Source organism: Bradyrhizobium sp. SZCCHNS30572, assembly GCF_032484415.1.
Classification (GTDB): Bacteria; Pseudomonadota; Alphaproteobacteria; order Rhizobiales; family Xanthobacteraceae; genus Bradyrhizobium.
Genome location: NZ_JAUESY010000009.1, coordinates 400,092 through 417,943, shown reverse-complemented (window position 1 = coordinate 417,943; position 17,852 = coordinate 400,092). Strand labels below are relative to the sequence as shown.

The 17,852-nt window shown below is 67.2% G+C and carries 18 protein-coding genes; 12 read left to right on the top strand and 6 right to left on the bottom strand.

Annotated elements, in window-relative coordinates; genetic code table 11:
• Positions 1–10: 10 nt before the first annotated feature.
• The 3 genes from QX048_RS27045 to QX048_RS27035 form a co-directional block, all read right to left on the bottom strand.
• Positions 11–418, bottom strand: coding sequence for a helix-turn-helix transcriptional regulator (locus QX048_RS27045; protein WP_316200750.1), 408 nt, complete (start codon positions 416–418; stop codon positions 11–13).
• Positions 415–1,281 (bottom strand): S1C family serine protease, encoded by an 867-nt coding sequence (locus QX048_RS27040; RefSeq protein ID WP_316200751.1) that lies wholly within the window; start codon positions 1,279–1,281, stop codon positions 415–417. The genes QX048_RS27045 and QX048_RS27040 overlap by 4 nt, the downstream gene beginning before the upstream one ends.
• Positions 1,282–1,378: 97 nt before the next feature.
• On the bottom strand, positions 1,379–2,110 hold the full coding sequence (locus tag QX048_RS27035) for an aspartate/glutamate racemase family protein (RefSeq protein WP_315712486.1): 732 nt from the start codon (positions 2,108–2,110) through the stop codon (positions 1,379–1,381).
• 161 nt (positions 2,111–2,271) lie between these two features.
• Here QX048_RS27035 and QX048_RS27030 point away from each other — a divergent pair, with 161 nt between their 5' ends.
• The 9 genes from QX048_RS27030 to QX048_RS26990 all read left to right on the top strand — a co-directional run bounded on the left by QX048_RS27030 (position 2,272) and on the right by QX048_RS26990 (position 11,730).
• Entirely contained in the window at positions 2,272–2,865 is a 594-nt protein-coding gene (locus QX048_RS27030; protein WP_315712485.1) for a hypothetical protein, read from the top strand.
• 189 nt (positions 2,866–3,054) lie between these two features.
• Positions 3,055–3,642 (top strand): NnrU family protein, encoded by a 588-nt coding sequence (locus tag QX048_RS27025; protein ID WP_316170390.1) that lies wholly within the window; start codon positions 3,055–3,057, stop codon positions 3,640–3,642.
• A 2-nt stretch (positions 3,643–3,644) separates the two neighbouring features.
• A complete protein-coding gene (gene panB / locus QX048_RS27020) occupies positions 3,645–4,469 on the top strand; it encodes a 3-methyl-2-oxobutanoate hydroxymethyltransferase (RefSeq protein WP_315749907.1) in 825 nt (274 codons plus the stop codon).
• A 167-nt stretch (positions 4,470–4,636) separates the two neighbouring features.
• The gene (locus QX048_RS27015) at positions 4,637–6,229 is read left to right on the top strand and encodes a class I adenylate-forming enzyme family protein (RefSeq protein ID WP_316200752.1); all 1,593 of its coding nucleotides are present in this window, start codon (positions 4,637–4,639) and stop codon (positions 6,227–6,229) included.
• Positions 6,230–6,406: 177 nt separating this feature from the next.
• Positions 6,407–7,060 carry a tetratricopeptide repeat protein gene (locus tag QX048_RS27010; protein ID WP_315749910.1) on the top strand — a complete coding sequence of 218 codons (654 nt, stop codon included), beginning with the start codon at positions 6,407–6,409 and terminating at the stop codon, positions 7,058–7,060.
• 45 nt (positions 7,061–7,105) lie between these two features.
• Positions 7,106–7,636 (top strand): hypothetical protein, encoded by a 531-nt coding sequence (locus QX048_RS27005; protein WP_315749912.1) that lies wholly within the window; start codon positions 7,106–7,108, stop codon positions 7,634–7,636.
• Positions 7,637–7,718: 82 nt separating this feature from the next.
• On the top strand, positions 7,719–9,089 hold the full coding sequence (gene der / locus QX048_RS27000; RefSeq protein ID WP_315749914.1) for a ribosome biogenesis GTPase Der: 1,371 nt from the start codon (positions 7,719–7,721) through the stop codon (positions 9,087–9,089).
• A gap of 29 nt (positions 9,090–9,118) precedes the next feature.
• Positions 9,119–10,372, top strand: a complete 1,254-nt coding sequence (locus tag QX048_RS26995) for a TCR/Tet family MFS transporter (RefSeq protein ID WP_316200753.1) — start codon at positions 9,119–9,121, stop codon at positions 10,370–10,372.
• A 137-nt stretch (positions 10,373–10,509) separates the two neighbouring features.
• Entirely contained in the window at positions 10,510–11,730 is a 1,221-nt protein-coding gene (locus tag QX048_RS26990) for a PLP-dependent aminotransferase family protein (protein WP_315749917.1), read from the top strand.
• A 99-nt stretch (positions 11,731–11,829) separates the two neighbouring features.
• Here QX048_RS26990 and QX048_RS26985 read toward each other — a convergent pair whose 3' ends face one another.
• The 3 genes from QX048_RS26985 to QX048_RS26975 form a co-directional block, all read right to left on the bottom strand.
• Positions 11,830–13,056: an ABC transporter substrate-binding protein gene (locus QX048_RS26985; RefSeq protein ID WP_315712474.1), complete on the bottom strand. Its 1,227-nt coding sequence runs from the start codon at positions 13,054–13,056 to the stop codon at positions 11,830–11,832.
• 144 nt (positions 13,057–13,200) lie between these two features.
• Positions 13,201–14,310 (bottom strand): hypothetical protein, encoded by a 1,110-nt coding sequence (locus tag QX048_RS26980; protein ID WP_409999242.1) that lies wholly within the window; start codon positions 14,308–14,310, stop codon positions 13,201–13,203.
• 130 nt (positions 14,311–14,440) lie between these two features.
• Positions 14,441–15,079, bottom strand: a complete 639-nt coding sequence (locus QX048_RS26975) for a TetR/AcrR family transcriptional regulator (protein WP_315826772.1) — start codon at positions 15,077–15,079, stop codon at positions 14,441–14,443.
• Positions 15,080–15,240: 161 nt separating this feature from the next.
• On the opposite strand from QX048_RS26975, the gene QX048_RS26970 reads away from it, so the two are divergent.
• From QX048_RS26970 to QX048_RS26960, 3 genes are read left to right on the top strand one after another with little or no spacing between them, the layout of a single operon-like run.
• Positions 15,241–16,158, top strand: coding sequence for a DUF3313 family protein (locus tag QX048_RS26970; RefSeq protein ID WP_315712471.1), 918 nt, complete (start codon positions 15,241–15,243; stop codon positions 16,156–16,158).
• Positions 16,155–17,396, top strand: coding sequence for a patatin-like phospholipase family protein (locus tag QX048_RS26965; protein WP_315749922.1), 1,242 nt, complete (start codon positions 16,155–16,157; stop codon positions 17,394–17,396). Before QX048_RS26970 ends, QX048_RS26965 begins: the two co-directional genes overlap by 4 nt.
• Positions 17,397–17,419: 23 nt before the next feature.
• Positions 17,420–17,716: a hypothetical protein gene (locus QX048_RS26960; RefSeq protein ID WP_315712468.1), complete on the top strand. Its 297-nt coding sequence runs from the start codon at positions 17,420–17,422 to the stop codon at positions 17,714–17,716.
• Positions 17,717–17,852: the final 136 nt, after the last annotated feature.

Sequence of the window (17,852 nt, the reverse complement as noted above, 5' to 3'; positions counted from 1 at the left end):
GCCTGCGGTCTCACAGCTCGATGATTCCCCGTCGCGCCGCATGCGCTACCGCATCCGTCCGGCCCGTTGCATCGAGCTTGTCGAGCAGCGAGCCGACGTGGAACTTCGCCGTATGTACGGAGATGCCGAGGTTGCGCGCGATCTCCTTGTTGGAGCAGCCCTCGGCCATCAGCGCCAGGACGTCGCGCTCGCGCGCGGTGAGCTGAAAATCATCGATCGTCTGGCCGTCGATCCTGTCGTCGCCGCTGCGCGCCTCATCACTGCCATGCAACGGCGCGACGGCGACGTCGGCGCTCTCGCCGGGCGCGACCAGCGTCAGGCCCGTGACATCGCCGAGCAGCGCCGCCAGCCGGTCGGCCAGCTCGGCATCGTCGACCGCGATCGCGATCTTGATCGGCGCGCGCGCCTCCTCGCTCACGCCGGCCTCTCGCCGATGGTCAGGGCGAACTGCACCGGCTCGCCGGCACGCAGCGCTGCGACCTCGACGACGGCGCCGACGCTGTCCGGACCGAGTTCGCGCATCATCGCGCGTATGCCCCTGAACGGCTCCTTGTTGAGAGCGGTGATGACGTCACCCTGGCGCAGGCCGGCGGCCGCGGCCGGGCCGCTCTTGTCGAGGCTCATGATCATCGCACCGAGTCCATCGTCGAGCCGGACCGGCTGCAGGCCGGCGCCGAGATAGCCGCGAGCGATGCGACCATGCGTCTCGAGCTTGCTGGCGACCCGTTCGATCGTGGCCGCGGGTATCACGAGCGTCCGGCGCGGGCCGCGCACGGCCATTCCGATCGCGTGGCCCGCAGCGTCGAGCACGAGACCGCCTTCGGCGCTGTGCCGCAGCCTGGTGTCGAGCTCGATGCGCGCATCGATGTCGCCGCCGCGCAGGCTGCGCCAGGCGCCCGCCGATTGCGAGACCATCGCCAACGCCGCGGCCGGCTTGCCCTGATCGGCGGCGACGAGGATGGCCAGAGCACCGAGCGGCGGCACGCCGCCGGCAAGCGAGGCGGCCGCGACATCCTTGCCTTGGACGCGGAGCAAGGCGATGTCGGTGGTGTGATCACGCCCGGCGATCGTGACGGGGCGGGTCGTACCGTCGGCGAAGGCGAGCACGATCTCGCCCTCCTCGGCAAGCGTCTCGTCCGCCGTAACGACGAGGCCCGGCTTCCAGACGAAGCCGGTGGCGCGCGAGCGGTGCGAATGGACCGAGACCAGTGATGGCGCTGCGGCGGCAACAGCGGCGGCCAGCGCGGAGGACAGTGAGGAGAGGGTGGACAGATCGGGCATCGACGGCTCCATGGGTTGATCCCAATGTGGCGCGTCGATGGTCGTTGCGGAACTCCCCAGGTGGGCAGGCTGCGCTCATCCGGGCTACAAGTTGAAGTCAGAGCGTCGTCCGCGCCTTCGGCAGCGGAAAGGCGAGATCGCCGTGCTTCGACGTCTTCAGCCCCAGTCCGATCAGCGCCTCGGCGAAGCGCACCGCTGCGGCGACGCCGTCGATCACGGGAATTCCGAGCTCGGTGGAGAGGTCGTGCGCGAGATCGGCCATGCCGGCGCAGCCGAGCACGATGGCGCCGATACCGTCCTCGCGCAGCGCCGCCCGGCATTCGCCGAGCAGCGTGCCGCGGACATTGGCTTCGGGCTTGTCGAGGTCGAGCACGGCAACGTCGACCGCGCGCACCCTGCGGCAATGCTGCTCCATGCCGTAATTGCGCACGAGGTGCTCGGCGATCACCTTGGTGCGCGACAGCGTGGTCACGATGCTGAAATGGGTGGCGACGAAGCTCGCCGCATGCATCGCAGCTTCCGCGATGCCGAGCACCGGCACAGCCGACAATTCGCGCGCGGCGAGCAGGCCGGGATCACCGAAGCAGGCGATCACATGGGCGTGGCAGCCTTCTGCGTCTCCGGCCTCGACCTCCTTGAGCATGCCGACCGCGGCAATCGCCTCGTCGTAATGGCCCTCGATCGAGGCGGCGCCGAACCGCGCGGTGCGGCCGACGATCCGCGTCGACGGGCTTGCGCTGGCCTGGGCCGCCTTGGCGATCAATTCGGTCATCGTCGCCGTCATGTTCGGGTTGATGACGTTGATCACGGTCTCGCTGTGGCGGCTCATCGTCGCGTCCGTCTGCTGTCGCATCCTGCCGTGTTCTAGCCGAGTTCCGCTGTTACGGTCGAGAGCCGTTCGCGGCGCGGAACGCGCAGACGTGAACGGGATTGAGCTTGCGAATTCTGCGATCGGATCCAGCTTGGAGTCCATCCCAGCCCGAGAGTCCCATGCTCCGTGTCGTCGTGCTCCTCCTGCTGATGGTGGCCGCTCCGGTCGCCGCCGACGCGCGCCGCCAGCAGATCAATCCGGTGCCGTTCGCGCACACGCCGTGCAGCGTGCTCGACGAGCAGCCGTGCACGCCGTCGTTCTGCAGCGTCTTCGGGCCGTGGCCGTGTATTCCCGAGATGAACTATCCCTATGGCCAGAACCTGCAACTCACGATCGAGAGCCGGCCCGCCAGGGATCAGGAAGCCAAATATCAGAAGCCGGATCACGATCTCGACACGATCGGCGATCTGTTCGCAGCGCTGCGCGCGTGCTGGACGCCGCCGCCGGAGGACAGCGCCCGCGCCGGGATGCAGATGACGGTGCGCTTCAGCTTCAAGCGGACCGGCGAGATGATCGCGCCGCCACGCGTGACCTTCGCGACATCAGGCGCCCCGGCCGACACGCGCGCGACCTATCTGAAGACGATCAATGCCTCGCTCGACGGCTGCCTGCCGCTGAAGTTCACAAAAGGACTCGGCGGTGCGCTCGCCGGCCGGCCGATCGCGATCCGCTATGTCGAGAATCGCGATCTGAAGAACACGTCGGAACGGTGATGGCGTCGTCCGCTGTGCTCCATCTCCCGACCGCATAGCCCGCCATGCCACTTCGGCTTTTCGAGCCGCCCCGGAACGACGGCGAGCGGGCGGGAGTGCCTGACGTTGAAATGCGCCACGTTGCGAGGCGGCCCCCGGAAATGATACCGATGCCCACGCACAGGTCGCGTGCAAGCGAAGGGGGACGCCGTGGGACTTCTGGTGATGGTGGTGGGGCTGGTGCTGTTTCTCGGCGCCCATGTGTTCACGACCCGGCGCGAGGCGCGCGCGAAGGTCATCGCGCGGCTGGGCGAGGGCACGTATAAGCTCGTCTATACTGTCGTGGCCCTTGCCGGCCTCGCCCTGATCGTGTGGGGTTTTGCCGCGTACCGCCACGACGGCGGCTGGATCCAGGTCTGGACGCCGCCGAAGGCGCTCAAGCACATCAATCTCGCCTTGATGCTGCCGGCGGTGATCATGATCGTCGCCGCCTACATCCGCGGCCGCATCTACACCGTGCTGAAGCATCCGATGCTGGCCGGCGTGAAGCTGTGGGCGTTCGGGCATCTGCTCGCCAATGGCGATCTCGGCGGCATCATCCTGTTCGGCTCGATCCTGGCATGGGCGGTGTTCGACCGCATCTCGCTGAAGCGCCGCGCCGACGCCGGCGGCCCGCCGATCCCCGTCGGCGGCGTTGGCAATGACGTGATCGCGGTGGTGGTCGGCATCGTCGTCTATCTGGCGCTGGCCTTCGCGTTCCATCCCGTCGTGCTCGGCATTCCTGTCATCGGGAGGTAGCGATGTCGGTGCAGTCGACCGTCCGCCGCAAGACGGCTCCCGAGATCCGCGCCCGCAAGGGCGGCGAGCCGATCGTGATGCTGACGTCCTACCACGCCCACACCGCGGCGCTGGTGGATCGCCATTGCGATGTGATCCTGGTCGGCGATTCCCTCGGGAACGTGATGCACGGTTTCGAGACCACCGTGCCGGTGACCCTGGAGATGATGATCCTGCAGGGCTGCGCCGTGATGCGCGGCTCGCGCCAGGCGCTGGTGGTGGTCGACATGCCGTTCGGCTGCTACGAGGCCACGAAGGAGCAGGCGTTTCATGCGGCGGTGCGGATCCTCAAGGAGACGCAATGCGGCGCGGTCAAGCTCGAGGGCGGGGCGCGGATGGCCGAGACGGTGGCCTTCCTCAGCGAGCGCGGCATCCCGGTGATGGGCCATGTCGGCCTGACGCCGCAATCGATCAACACGCTCGGCTCGTTCCGGGCGCAGGGCCGCGACGAGGCGGATTGGGCCGCGATCGAGAACGACGCTGCGGCGATCGCACAGGCCGGCGCGTTCTCGGTGGTGATCGAGGCCGTGGCCGAGCCGCTGGCGCGCAAGATCACGCAGCAGATCGCGATCCCCACCATTGGCATCGGCGCCAGCGCCGCCTGCGACGGTCAGGTGCTGGTTTTGGAGGACATGCTCGGCCTGTCGCCGCGGGCGCCGAAATTCGTCCGCCGCTACGGCAATCTGGGTCCGGCGATCGACGAGGCGATCGAACGCTACGCGGCCGACGTGCGTACCCGTGCGTTTCCGGCGGCGGAACATGTCTACGGAATGAAGTCAAAGACCTGACGGGCGGCTCTCGCTTGGTCGGCCCGTTGGCGCCGTGGTGCGCGCGGCGTCACGGGATGAATCTCCGGCGCTGGCGGAGATAGCCAAGTGCGTCATCCCTTGGTTATGTTTCAGGCTGGTCCGCATCGCGGCGAACAACGACAAGAAGCCAATCTCGGGGAAACTCCATGGACTGGTCGACCTATGTAACGCCGCCGATGCGGCGCGAAGCCCGTTTCGGCGATCGCGTGGTTCCGTTGTTCACGGAGCGGCCCGCGAACATCTGGGCCATGGTCGAAGAAGCGGTGGAGCGCAACGGCGACGGCGAGGCGCTGGTCTGCGGGGCCGTGCGGCTGTCGTGGCGCGAGGTCGCCGCGACCGCCGCGCGGATCGCCGGCGGGCTGCAGGCGAGGGGCTTGCGCAAGGGCGACCGGCTGGCGCTGCTGCTCGGCAACCGCATCGAATTCGTGCTCACGCTGTTTGCCGCAGCCAAGCTCGGGCTGATCACGGTGCTCCTGTCGACGCGGCAGCAGACGCCGGAAATCGCCTATGTGCTGAAGGATTGCGGCGCCCGGCTGCTGCTGCACGAGGCTGCGTTGGCGGACCGGTTGCCGGCCGCTGCGGAAACGCCGGAGCTGGCGGGGCGCATTGCCGTCGACGATCGTCCGGCGCGGTCGGATTTTGCAGCGCTGGCCGATCATGCCGCGCACGAAAATCAAGTCGAGGTGACCGAAGAGGACACCGCGATGATCCTCTACACCTCCGGAACCACCGGCCGGCCGAAAGGCGCGATGCTCGCCCATTGCAGCATCATCCACTCCTCGATGATCTACGAGGCCTGCCTGGGGCTGACGCGGGCCGACCGCTCGATCGCCGCCGTGCCGCTCGGCCATGTCACCGGCGTCGTCGCCAATATCACCAGCATGGCGCGCTGCGCCGGCACCTTGATCATCATGCCGGAGTTCAAGGCCGGCGAATATCTGAAGCTCGCCGCGCGCGAGCGCGTGACCTACACGGTCATGGTCCCCGCGATGTACAATCTCTGCCTGTTGCAGCGCGACTTCGACAGTCATGATCTCTCGTGCTGGCGGATCGGCGGCTTCGGCGGCGCGCCGATGCCGGTCGCCACCATCGAGCGGCTGGCCGCCAAGATCCCGGGTCTGCGGCTGGTCAACGCCTATGGCTCGACTGAGACCACCTCGCCGGCGACGTTGATGCCGTCGGATCTGACCGCGCGCCATATCGACAGCGTCGGGCTGCCGTGTCCGGGCGCCAGCATCCTGGTGATGGACGGGCAGGGGCGGGAGCTGCCGCGCGGTGAGATCGGCGAGATCTGGATCGGCGGCGGCCAGGTCATCAAGGGCTACTGGAACAATCCCAAGGCCACCGGCGAGAGCTTCACCGCCGGCTATTGGCATTCCGGCGACCTCGGCTCCGTCGACGCCGACAATTTCGTCCGGGTGTTCGACCGGCAGAAGGACATGATCAACCGTGGCGGGCTGAAGATCTACTCGGCCGAGGTCGAATCGGTGCTGGCGAGCCACCCGGCGGTGGTCGAGAGCGCGATCATCGCCCGGCCATGTCCGGTGCTCGGCGAGCGCGTGCACGCGGTGGTCGTGACCCGCGAGCCGATGAGCGCCGAAGCGCTGCGCAGCTGGTGCGCCGAGCGGGTCTCGGATTACAAGGTTCCGGAAACCCTGACCGTGACCGCGGACCCCCTGCCGCGCAACGCCAACGGCAAGGTGATGAAACGGCAGTTGCGCGAAGCCTTGACGGCGTGATAGCCGCGTTCGGACCCTGTGGCAGAACCGGGGAGTAACGCCTTGATTCGGCTGGACTCGCCTTGCCACCGCCATGCCGATGCGGTATCGGCGCCGGCGCGCGGGCAACGGGCCGCTCGCGCGGCACTTCAAACGCATGCGCGCGCGCTCGCAGCGAACCTGACGGGATGTCCTTAGGTGTCTGAATTTATTGATGAAGTAGATGAGGAGGTCCGTCGGGAACAGCTCAAGAAGCTGTGGGACCGCTACTCGATCTTTATCATCGCCCTTGCCGTGCTGATCATCGCCGGCGTCGGCGGCTGGCGCGGCTACCAGTATCTCGAAGGCCAGAAGGCGGCCGAGGCGGGCTCAGCCTTCAACAAGGCCCTCGAACTCTCCGAGCAGAACAAGCATGCCGATGCGGAGAAGGCCTTTGCCGATGTCGCGGCCAGGGCCCCATCGGGATACCGCATGCTGGCCCGCTTCCACCAGGCTGCCGAGGCCGCCATGCGCGACAAGGCGGCTGCCGTGAAGATCTACGACGAGCTTGCTGCGGACCGCAGCATCGGGGCCGAGCCGCAGTCGATGGCGCGGCTGCGCGCGGCAGGCCTGCTGGCCGATACGGCGCCTTACGCCGACCTCAGGCAGCGCCTCGAAGGCGAAACGGCGCCTGGCGCGCCGTTCCGCCACGCCGCCCGCGAATTGCTGGCGCTGTCGGCGTGGAAGGCCAACGATGCCGCGGCGGCCCGTCAATGGCTCGACATGATTGCGCTGGATGGTGAGACCCCGCCGGGCCTGCGCTCGCGCGCCGAAGCGCTGCAGGCGCTATTGCCTGCAGTCGCCAAGAGCTGATCGCGAACCTCGCGACGGCGAACCGAGTTGATTGGAACGACGATCATGCGCCGCCCCCAACGTGTCATTGCCCTCACGGTCCTCGTTGCGCTTTCCGGCGTGCTGGGCGGCTGCGCGAGCGGGGGAAGTTTCGACCCCTCGGACATGCTCGACTTCCTGGACACCAAGAAGAAGCTGCCGGGTGACCGCAAGCCGGTGTTCCCGGAGGGCGTGCCGGGTCTCGAGCAGGGCGTGCCGAAGGAACTCTACAAGGGTGCCCAGCAGCAGCCGGTGACCGACCCAGGCGCTCAGGCGGCTACGCCGCCGGCGCCTCCGGTGGAGGAGCCCAAGGGTAAAAAGGGCCGGCGGCAGGCGGCCGTGAGCAACCCGACGACGGCCGATCCGCAGGATGGCGAGGCTGCCGCGGTCGAGGAGGGCGCTGCCGCCGTTCCGCCGGCACCGAAGCCCAAGAAGATCGTGCGCCGCCGCACCACGGCACCACCGCCGGATGATGCTGCCCCGGCGCAGCAGCCGGCGGCCCAGCGATCCGGCGGCGGCTTCCCGGCGCCGATGCCGAGCGGCTCCTTCAGCCGTTAATCTCACCTGCGAATCGGCGGATCGCCCGTTCGGTTTTGCGGCCGAATGCGCTAAAGCTGCGCGCTCACGCGCACGGATCATCATGCCCTTCACCATCGCCATCATCGGCCGGCCCAACGTCGGCAAGTCGACCCTGTTCAACCGTCTGGTCGGGCAGAAGCTGGCGCTCGTCGACGACATGCCGGGCGTCACGCGCGACCGCCGCGAGGGCGAAGCGAAGCTGTTCGATCTCAACTTCACGATCATCGACACCGCCGGCCTCGACGAGGGGCCGAAGGGCTCGCTGACCGCGCGCATGCAGGAGCAGACGGAAACCGCGATCGCGCTCGCCGACGCGCTGTTCTTCGTCATCGATGCCCGCATCGGCCTGACGCCCGCCGACCGCGCCTTCGCCGATTTCGCCCGCCGCGCGGACAAGCCGGTGCTGCTGCTCGCCAACAAGAGCGAGGGCAAGCATGGCGAGCTCGGCGCCATGGAGTCGTATGCGCTGGGTCTCGGTGATCCCATCCAGATCTCGGCCGAGCACGGCGAGGGCATGGGCGAGCTCTATGACGCCGTCAGCAAGCTCGTGCCGCCCACGGACGATGAGGAGGACGAGCACGAGGAGACCGACGAGGAGCGCGCCAACAGGCCGATCCGGGTCGCGATCGTCGGCCGTCCCAACGCCGGCAAGTCGACCCTGATCAACCATCTGCTCGGCGAGGAGCGGCTGCTCACGAGTCCCGAGGCCGGGACGACGCGCGATTCGATCGCGGTCGAAATCGAGTGGAAGGGCCGCGGCTTCCGCATCTTCGACACCGCAGGTCTGCGCCGGCGCTCGCGCATCGAGGAGAAGCTGGAGAAGCTGTCGGTGGCGGACGCGCTGCGCGCGGTGCGCTTCGCCGAGGTGGTCGTGCTGATGATGGATGCGCAGAACCGCTTCGAGGAGCAGGATCTGCGCATCGCCGACCTGATCGAGCGCGAGGGGCGTGCCCTGGTCATCGCCGTCAACAAATGGGACCTGATGGACGGCAACCCCGGCCAGATCTCGATGCTCCGCCGCGATGCCGACCACTGGCTGCCGCAGGTCGCGGGCGCGCCGATCGTGGCGGTGTCGGGCCTGATGGGCGAGGGCATCGACCGGCTGATGCAGGCGATCGTCGAAGCCTACGCGGTCTGGAACCGGCGCGTGCCGACGGCGGCGCTGAACCGCTGGTTCGAGGGGGCGATCGCCGACAATCCGCCGCCGGCGGTGTCGGGCCGCCGGCTCAAGCTGAACTACATCACCCAAACCAAGGCGCGGCCGCCGAGTTTCGTGCTGTTCTGCTCGCGTGCCGACGCGATCCCGCAATCCTACTTGCGCTATCTCACCAACTCGATGCGCGAGACCTTCGAGCTGCCCGGCACGCCGGTGCGCATCACTCTGCGCGAGAAGGCCAATCCGTTCGCGCACAAGCGCAAGCGGCCGAACTGATCAGTTGCGGTAGCGGAAGCGGTCCGGCCATGGAAGCAAGTCCGCCGAGCGTCGCGACCGAAAATGCGCCGGCCCCGCGCCGCGGCGCGGTCGCCTTCATCTTCGTCACCATCCTGCTCGACATGCTCGCGCTCGGGCTGATCATGCCGATCCTGCCGAAGCTGATCGAGAGCTTCGTCGGCAACGACACCGCGCGGGCGGCCCGCATCTTCGGCCTGTTCGGCACCGCCTGGGCGCTGATGCAGTTCGTGTTCTCGCCGGTGCTCGGCAGCCTGTCCGATCGCTTCGGCCGACGACCGGTGATCCTGCTGTCGAACTTCGGCCTCGCCGCCGACTACGTGCTGATGGCGCTGGCGCCGTCGCTCGCCTGGCTGTTCGTTGGGCGCCTGGTCTCCGGCGTCACCTCGGCCAGCATCTCCACCGCCTTTGCCTACATCGCCGATCTGACGCCGCCGGATCGGCGGGCCGCGATCTTCGGCCGCATCGGCGCAGCGTTCGGTGCGGGGTTCGTGCTCGGTCCCGCCACCGGCGGACTGTTGGGTGACATCGATCCGCGGCTGCCGTTCTGGGCGGCTGCGGGGCTCAGCTTCGCCAACGCGCTCTATGGCTTCCTGGTGCTGCCGGAGTCGCTGAAGCCGGAACGGCGCAGTCCATTCCGGTGGCGGACGGCGAACCCGCTCGGTGCGCTGCGGCTGCTGGCATCGGACCGCATCCTGGCGGGGCTGTCGACCGTGAACTTCATCACCCAGCTTGCCCATGTCGTGCTGCCGTCGACCTTCGTGCTGTATGCGACCTACCGCTACGGCTGGGACACCCGCACCGTCGGCCTCACATTGGCGATGGTCGGCGTCTGCGCGATGATCGTGCAGGGCGGCGCGGTCGGGCTGATCGTCCGCCTGTTCGGCGAGCGCGGCGCGTTGATGCTCGGCCTGTCGGCGGGCATGGTCGGCTTCTTCATTTTCGGCGTGGCGCCGACGGGACCGCTGAGCTGGCTCGGCATCCCCGTGATGGCGCTATCGGGCGTGTCGGGCGCGGCCATGCAGGCTTTGATGACCCGCCTCGTCCCACCGGACAAGCAGGGCCAGCTACAGGGCGCAACGTCGAGCGTGCAGAGCGTGGCCCAGCTCGCGGGTCCCTTCCTGTTCACGCTGACCTTTGCCTATTTCATCGGAGCGGCCGCGCCGGCGCATCTGCCCGGCGCGCCGTTCCTGCTGGCGTCGGCGTTGCTGATCGTCGCTCTCCTGATTGCGGTGCGGACGCTGTCCTCGACAAAGAACAGCTAGACTAGCGCGCCGGCCTGAAGGTTCTCATCCGCTGACCCCACCGATGAAGCTCTCGCGCTCTCGCGCGGACGGGGATTGCACACGCTTCATAATAGGTCAATAATGCTGACATAAATATCCGGATCAGGGGAGGAATATTGGTGAGCTGGAAGCCCGTCTACGCGCGCCGCGCGGATCGCATGAAGGCATCGGAGATTCGCGAGCTGCTCAAGGTGCTGGAGCGGCCCGGCATGATTTCGTTCGCCGGCGGCATCCCCGATCCCGCGCTGTTTCCTGCAGCAGCGGCGGCGCAGGTCTATGCCGATGCGCTGGCATCGCCCAACGTGGCTTCCGCTGCTCTGCAATATGCCGTCAGCGAGGGCTACGGTCCGCTTCGCCAGTGGATCGCCGAGCACATGACCGCTCAGGGCATAGCGGCCTCGCCAGACAACATCCTCGTCACCGCGGGATCGCAACAGGCGCTCGATTTTCTCGGCAAGCTGCTGCTCACGCCCGCGGATACGGCGCTCGTCACCGTTCCCACCTATCTTGGCGCGCTGCAGGCCTTTTCGGCCTACGAGCCGCGTTACGATTCGATCGGTCCACGCGCTGCGAACCGCACCCCGGCCTCCTACGCGGACGAAGCCGCGAAAGAAGCTGCGGGGGCGCGCGTGAAGTTCGTCTATGTCGTGCCGGACTTTGCCAATCCGACCGGTGAGACGCTGTCGCGTTCGGCGCGCGCCGAAGTCCTGGATCTCGCCGGCGAGCTGGACGTGCCGGTGTTGGAGGACAGCGCCTATTCTGCCTTGCGTTTCGACGGCGACGAGATGCCGTCGCTGCAGTCGTTGGACGTCCGTCGCCGCGGCTCGCTCGATGCTTCCCGCGTCATCCATCTCGGAACGTTCTCGAAGACGGTCGCGCCGGGCCTGCGCATCGGCTGGGTTTGTGCCTCGCGCGCCATCATCAGCCGTCTCGTCCTCATCAAGCAGGCGAGCGACCTCAACGTGTCAGCGATCAATCAGATCGTGATGCACAGGCTCGTGAAAGACGGAGGGCATGCCGGGCTGATTGCACGGGCGCGCGCGCATTATCGGCTCAAGCGCGATGCGATGCTGAGGGCACTTGAGGCACAGATGCCGTCAGAAGCGAGGTGGACGCGGCCCGACGGCGGGTTCTTCGTCTGGCTCACCTTGCCGGACGGCGTGTCCGGTGCCGCCTTGCTCGACCGGGCCATGAATCAGGCCCAGGTGGCGTTCGTTCCCGGGGCAGCTTTCTTCCACGACGGCAGCGGCACCAACACGATCCGCCTGTCTTATTCGCTGCCCGAGGAGGCCGTGATCGAGGAAGGCATCGGCCGCCTCGCGAGCCTGCTGCGCTGACGATGACGTGATTCTGCGCAGCGAACGTCGCATCGTCTGCGCAGCGGCACTGGCGGGACGCGATGCTAATCCACCGCATCCCGCATCGGAGCTATCGGCTTACTTCTTCACCAGCGGACAGTCGCTGGCCTCGAGCGGCTTGGCGGCATCCTCAGGCGCGATCTTGGCGATCAGCTTGTAGTAGTCCCACGGGTATTTGGACTCTTCGGGCTTCTTGACCTCGAACAGATAGGCCGGGATCAGGCGGCGTCCGTCGGCGCGCAGCGGGCCCTTGCCGAACAGCGGATCGTCGGTCGGGATCTCCTTCATCTTGGCCACGACCTTGGCGCCGTCATGCGGATTGCCGCCGAGCGCTTCCAGCGTCTTGAGGTAATGCAGCGTGCCGGCGTAGTTGCCCGCCACCGTCATCGACGGCATCGTGCCCTTCGGCGACAGCTTCTGGAAACGCTTGGACCATTCGCGGGTCTGGTCGTTCAGATCCCAGTAGAACGACTCGGTGAAGGTCAGGCCCTGCGCCACCTTCAGCCCCAGCGCATGCACGTCGTTGACGAACAGCAGGAGTGCGGCGAGCTTCTGGCCGCCCTGGACGATGCCGAATTCCGAGGCCTGCTTGATCGAGTTGGTGGTGTCGCCGCCGGCATTGGCAAGCCCGATGACCTTCGCCTTCGACGACTGCGCCTGCAGCAGGAAGGACGAGAAGTCGGCGGTGTTGAGCGGGTGCTTCACCGAGCCCAGCACCTTGCCGCCGCTGCTGGTCACCACGGCCGAGGTGTCGCGCTCGAGTGCGTGACCGAAGGCATAGTCGGCGGTCAGGAAGAACCAGGTGTCGCCGCCGGCCTTGGTCAGCGCCTTGCCGGTGCCGTTCGCGAGCATGTAGGTGTCGTAGGTGAAGGAGATGGTGTTTGCGTTGCACGCTTTGCCAGTCAGGTCCGCCGTGGCGGCACCGGAGTTCAACAGGATCGAGTTCTTTTCCTTGACCAGGTTGGAGACGGCCAGCGCCACGCCCGAGTTCGGCGTGTCCATGATCACGTCGACCTTCTGCGTGTCGATCCACTGCCGGCCGATATTGACGCCGACGTCGGGCTTGTTCTGGTGGTCGCCGCTGATGACCTCGATGGTCCAGCCCTTGGCCTTCAGGCCGGAATCCTCGACCGCCATGTTGACGGCTGCGACCGAGTTGGGACCGCCGATGTCGGCGTAGAGGCTGGACATGTCGTTGAGCACGCCGATCTTGACGACCTTGTCGTCGGCGAAGGCGGAGCCGGCAAAGCTGAGCGTGGTGGCGGCAAGCAGCGCAGCCATCCGCCGCGCATGAGACGTCGTCATCAAAGTCCTCCCTGGTGTCGTGTCACGGCGGGGCTTCTTGGGCGCCCTTTGCCGTCGGATTCCCTGGATAGCCGGTCTTGTGAGTTGCGGCAATGCGCCAAAAGGCGCGAGACGCGCCCAAGGTTTGTGCGTTTCGCTTGAGCGTTAACGCAGGGCGTCCGAGGTCAGCCGGAATTTCTGGATGCGCTTACCGGTGTCGACCTCGGCGGTATAAACGTTGCCCTGCCGGTCGACAGCCATCGCGTGCACCCAATGGAATTGGCCGGCATTGCGGCCATTGTGGCCGAAGCTGCCGACCACGCTGCCGTCATCCCGCCTGATGATGCGGATCTCGTTGTTCTCGCCATCGGCAGACAGCAGGTAGGTCTGCTTCGGATCCGGCCAGATCGCGATGTCCCACACCGCGCCATTGCCGAGCGTGTTCTTTTCGAAGAACCATTCGGTCACGAATGTCCCGTCCTTCCTGAACACCTGGATGCGGTCGTTGATGCGGTCGCAGACATAGACGAGACCATCGTCGGCGATCTTCACGCAGTGCACGGGATTGCCGAACTGCTGGGCGACCGGTGCATTGGGATCATACGGTGGCTGCTTGGCATCGTCAGGGACATGGCCATAGGCGCCCCAATGCCGCTTGTAGGCGAGGGTGGTGGCATCGAACACGATGACGCGGCGGTTGCCGTAGCCGTCGGCGACGTAGATCTCGTTCGCCTCCTTGTCGATCGCTGTCTCCGCGGGCTTGCCGAGCTGGGTGGTGTCGTTGGAGCCCTTGCTCGGCGCCATCGTTCCGATCTGAGCGACGAACTTGCCATCGAGCGTGAACTTCAGGATGGCGTTGTCATTGTCGGCATTGCCGCCGATCCAGACGAAGCCGCGTTCGTCGACCTCGATGCCATGCTCGCGGCCGACCCATTCATAGCCCGGGCCCGGGCCGCCCCAGGCGCGCAAGAGATTGCCGTCGGTATCGAATTCGAGCACCGGCGGCGCCGGAATGCAGCATTTCGATCGCGGCGGATTGAGCGTAGCGCCTTTCTCGTCGTCGGTCAGCGAGCGCGGCCGGTGAATGACCCAGATGTGGCCCTGGTGATCAACCGTGATGCCGCCGACCTGGCCGAGGATCCAGTTGTTGGGGAGCTGCTTCGGCCAGGACGGCTCGACGGCGAACGCGGGCACCTCCGCTGCGGCGCTGGTGCTGCGAGAGAAGAGGACGTTGCCGGCCGCAACGGCGAACAGCAGAACGACCAGGGCAGGCATTGTCGCGCGTCCGCATCGTGCTCGCGTCATGCCGTCCTCCCCGATATATGCTGCGGTCATCCGCTTATGAGCGCAGTCAATCGCGGGCATGGCGGAGTGTCAATCGCGCGGGGGACGCCGATCGGCAGGCTCAGACCGGCGCCCGCTCCACCGCTTCCTTTTTCGGCGGCGTCCGCAACGTGGGCGGCCGCAGAAAGCGCGTCAGCATGAGCCGCAGATGCTCGCTGCTCTGCTTGATGTCGACGTTCGGATTGCGGATCGGCAGCGCGCGTGCGCCGTCGACGATCACGAACAGGATGTTCGCGGTCGCCTCCGGATCGAGGCCGGGATCGACCTCGCCGCGGTCCTGTGCCTTGGTGAGGAAGTCGACCAGCAGCGCCCGCATCGCGCGCGCATGGGCATGGACGATGGCTGCAAAGTCGGCATTGCGGCAGGCCTCAGCCAAAGCCTCGGCGCTGAGGACCTGGGCCTGCGGCTGGTGAATGCTGGTGCTCTCGAGCTCCTGCACCAGGGCGTCGATCACGTCGGGCGAGGCCAGGATTGCCTGGAGGCGCGATGCAGCGTGGCTCAGATTCTGCTCGACCAGCGCCTGGATCATCGCCTCCTTGCTGGGGAAGTAATGGTAGAGGTGGCCCGGGCTGATCTTGGCGGCGGCGCAGATGTCGGTGGTGCTGGCGCCGTGAAATCCGTTCCTGACGAAGCACGACAGGGCGGCCTGGAGAATCTCCCGGCGCTTCTGCTCGTGCTTGACCGGATCGACCTTTCTCATCGCGTGTCCTGCCGGGCCAACTCTCGCCACATTCGTCGTTTCCGCCAACTGCTTGTAATATAAAATAATATTTCTCGCCGCTCTAATCTAGAGAATTTGATCTAGTTTCGTTGGACAAGCGCTACGGCTTGTGAGACTTAATTAGAGTGAGTTGTCTATCAATGGGTCTGACCGTTTCGATGCGTCTCGCTCCGCTGAAGTCGATGACCCTGGTTTCCCTGGCGCTGGCAACGGCCGGCTGCGCCACCGCCCCGCTCGAGCGGGCCGGCTCGCTCAAGAACTACGATCATCTCGCCGAAGCCAACGGCCTGGTGACGCGCGCGCAGATCAAGGCCAACAAGAAGGAGCTGCTCGAGGCCAAGACGATCCGGATCGAGCCGACCGCGTTTCCGCCGCGTCCCGACATCGCCCTCGACGAGAGCGAGCGCAAGCTGGTGGCCAACGTCATCAGCCGGGAAATGTGCCTGCGGCTGAGCGAGCGATTCCAGATCGTCGGACCCCGCGAGGAGGCCGATCTGACGGTCAAGGCGACCGTCACCCATGCCACGGCGACCAACGCGACCGCCTCAGCCGCCTCGCAGGCGGCGTCGATCGCCAAGAGTGTCGCGCTACCCGGCGTCCCGGTGCCGGTGCCGCGGCTGCCGGTCGGGCTTGGCACGCTGTCCGTCGAGGCCGAGGCGCGCGACTTCGCAGGGTTCCAGAAGGCCGCAATGGTGTGGGCGCGCGGCGCCAACTCGGTCTCGACTGCCCGTATGGCCAATGACGGCGACGCCTACGACCTCGCTTCCGAGTTCGGCGCCGACTTCGCGAAGCTGGTGTCGACGGGCGAGTCGCCGTTCTCAGGCGTCCCGTCGCTGGCCTCGCTGCCTTCGGTGTCGAGCGTGCCGGCCAAGCTCGGCGCTGCTCCCAAATATGCCGCATGTGAGCAGTACGGACGTTTCCCCGGCCTGAAGGGCTTCGTCGGTGCCGGTCTGGGCCTGCCGCCGGGCTGGACCGACAAGGGCGCCGAGGAAGCCAGGCCGGACGCGCCGCAGCCGTCGCCGGAGATCGCAAGCGTGGAGCAGCAAGCGTCGCGATGAAGTCCGCCGCCTCCTTCCGCGTGCTTGTCCCGCGTGTCCTGCTCGCGTGCGCCGCGTCGCTGCTGCTGGCGGCGTGCGCAGCCGTCATGCCACGCAACGCGCTGCCGGAGGCGGCGGCTGTCAGCGCCGACCCGGTCGGCTTCCGCAACGTCCGCTACTGGGGTGACGAGCCGGCGCCGCGCTTTGCCGAGGCCGCGATGTCACGCGCGTCGGCCGAACTCCCGATCTCGCGTCCGCTGAATTTCCTCGCGATCTCCGGTGGCGCCGAGAACGGCGCGTTCGGCGCCGGGCTGCTGGCCGGCTGGGGCGAGGCCGGCAACCGGCCGTCGTTCGACATGGTGACGGGCGTCAGCTCCGGCGCGCTGATCGCGCCGTTCGTCTTCCTGGGGCGCGAGCATGATGACAAGCTGCGCGAGATCTTCACCGCCTATGAGCGCAAGGACATCTTCACGGTCAACATTCCCGGCCTGCTGCAGGGCTCGGCGCTGGCCGACAACACGCCGCTGTCGCGGCTGATCGAGAAGTATGTCGATCGCGAGTTTCTCCGCGACGTCGCGCGCGAGAGCAGCAAGGGCCGGGTGCTTCTGGTCGGCACCACCAATCTCGATGCGCAGCGTCCGGTGCTGTGGGACATGGGCCGCATCGCAGCCGCCGATACGCCCGAGGCGATCGCGCTGTTCCGCCAGGTGCTGCTGGCATCAGCGACCGTGCCGGGCGCCTTCGCTCCGGTTCGCATCAAGGTGCGGATCGGCGACAAGGACTACGACGAGCTGCATGTCGACGGCGGCGTGACGCGGCAGGTGTTCATCGGTCCGTCGGTGCTGCGTCTCGTCTCCGGCCGCGGCCCGCGCCGGAGCGTGAGCGGCGCGCATCTCTACGTCATCCGCAACGCCCGCATCGATCCGCAATGGGACAGCGTCGGCGCCGACGTGCTCTCGGTGACGCAACGCTCGCTGTCGACCCTGATCAAGAACCAGGGCATCGGCGACATCTACCGCATCTACTCGGTGGCGAAGTTCAACGGCATCGACTTCAACCTCGCCAGCGTGCCGGCCGATTTCCAGGCCAAGGCCGACGGTCCGTTCGACCGCAGCTACATGACCGCGCTGTTCGATCGCGGCCACGACATGGGACGGCGGGGCTATCCCTGGGTGAAGAGCCTGCCGGGGCTGCAAGCCAACGAGCACGGCATCACCGCGCAGATCCCGGCGCGCACGATGGCGGCTGCCGCGCGATGATCTGGCGAAGCTGCAGGTCTGTCGTGAGCTCCGCTGCGCGCGCCGCGCTGCTGATACCATTGCTGCTCGGCGGCTGCGCGACGTCGTCCACGCCGCCGCCCGACGCCACCACGCAGTTCCACAACACCTACAACTATCTCCCCGTCAACGACGTGCCGCATGACGACCAGCGTCCGGTGTTGTCGGTCGAGCAGCAGGAGAAGCTGCGTAAGGAGCTGATGGCGGTGCGCGATCGCCAGGCGCCGGCTGTGGCGAAGGCGGCTGCGGGCAAGTCGGCAGCCGCCAAACCCGCCGCGGCAGATCCTGCCGGACCGAGATAGGCGCCGGCCGCGGGCGGAGCGGCGCTGTCCGGCCCGGATCATTCACCCCGGAGAATGCGAGCCTCAACGGGGCGCCCGGCGATCAGGACGCGTCGGCCGTCTAACGTGGCCCCGCCGCATCGGGCGCGGCCGCAAC

Bases quoted from the DNA above. Each gene is read 5' to 3' on its own strand.
- der (WP_315749914.1), top strand. From the start codon at position 7,719: ATGCCCTTCACCATCGCCATCATCGGCCGGCCCAACGTCGGCAAGTCG.
- QX048_RS26995 (WP_316200753.1), top strand. From the start codon at position 9,119: ATGGAAGCAAGTCCGCCGAGCGTCGCGACCGAAAATGCGCCGGCCCCG.
- QX048_RS26965 (WP_315749922.1), top strand. From the start codon at position 16,155: ATGAAGTCCGCCGCCTCCTTCCGCGTGCTTGTCCCGCGTGTCCTGCTC.
- QX048_RS26975 (WP_315826772.1), bottom strand. From the start codon at position 15,079: ATGAGAAAGGTCGATCCGGTCAAGCACGAGCAGAAGCGCCGGGAGATT.
- QX048_RS26985 (WP_315712474.1), bottom strand. From the start codon at position 13,056: ATGACGACGTCTCATGCGCGGCGGATGGCTGCGCTGCTTGCCGCCACC.
- QX048_RS27005 (WP_315749912.1), top strand. From the start codon at position 7,106: ATGCGCCGCCCCCAACGTGTCATTGCCCTCACGGTCCTCGTTGCGCTT.
- QX048_RS26980 (WP_409999242.1), bottom strand. From the start codon at position 14,310: ATGCCTGCCCTGGTCGTTCTGCTGTTCGCCGTTGCGGCCGGCAACGTC.
- QX048_RS27035 (WP_315712486.1), bottom strand. From the start codon at position 2,110: ATGAGCCGCCACAGCGAGACCGTGATCAACGTCATCAACCCGAACATG.
- QX048_RS27030 (WP_315712485.1), top strand. From the start codon at position 2,272: ATGCTCCGTGTCGTCGTGCTCCTCCTGCTGATGGTGGCCGCTCCGGTC.
- panB (WP_315749907.1), top strand. From the start codon at position 3,645: ATGTCGGTGCAGTCGACCGTCCGCCGCAAGACGGCTCCCGAGATCCGC.
- QX048_RS27040 (WP_316200751.1), bottom strand. From the start codon at position 1,281: ATGCCCGATCTGTCCACCCTCTCCTCACTGTCCTCCGCGCTGGCCGCC.
- QX048_RS26970 (WP_315712471.1), top strand. From the start codon at position 15,241: ATGGGTCTGACCGTTTCGATGCGTCTCGCTCCGCTGAAGTCGATGACC.
- QX048_RS27015 (WP_316200752.1), top strand. From the start codon at position 4,637: ATGGACTGGTCGACCTATGTAACGCCGCCGATGCGGCGCGAAGCCCGT.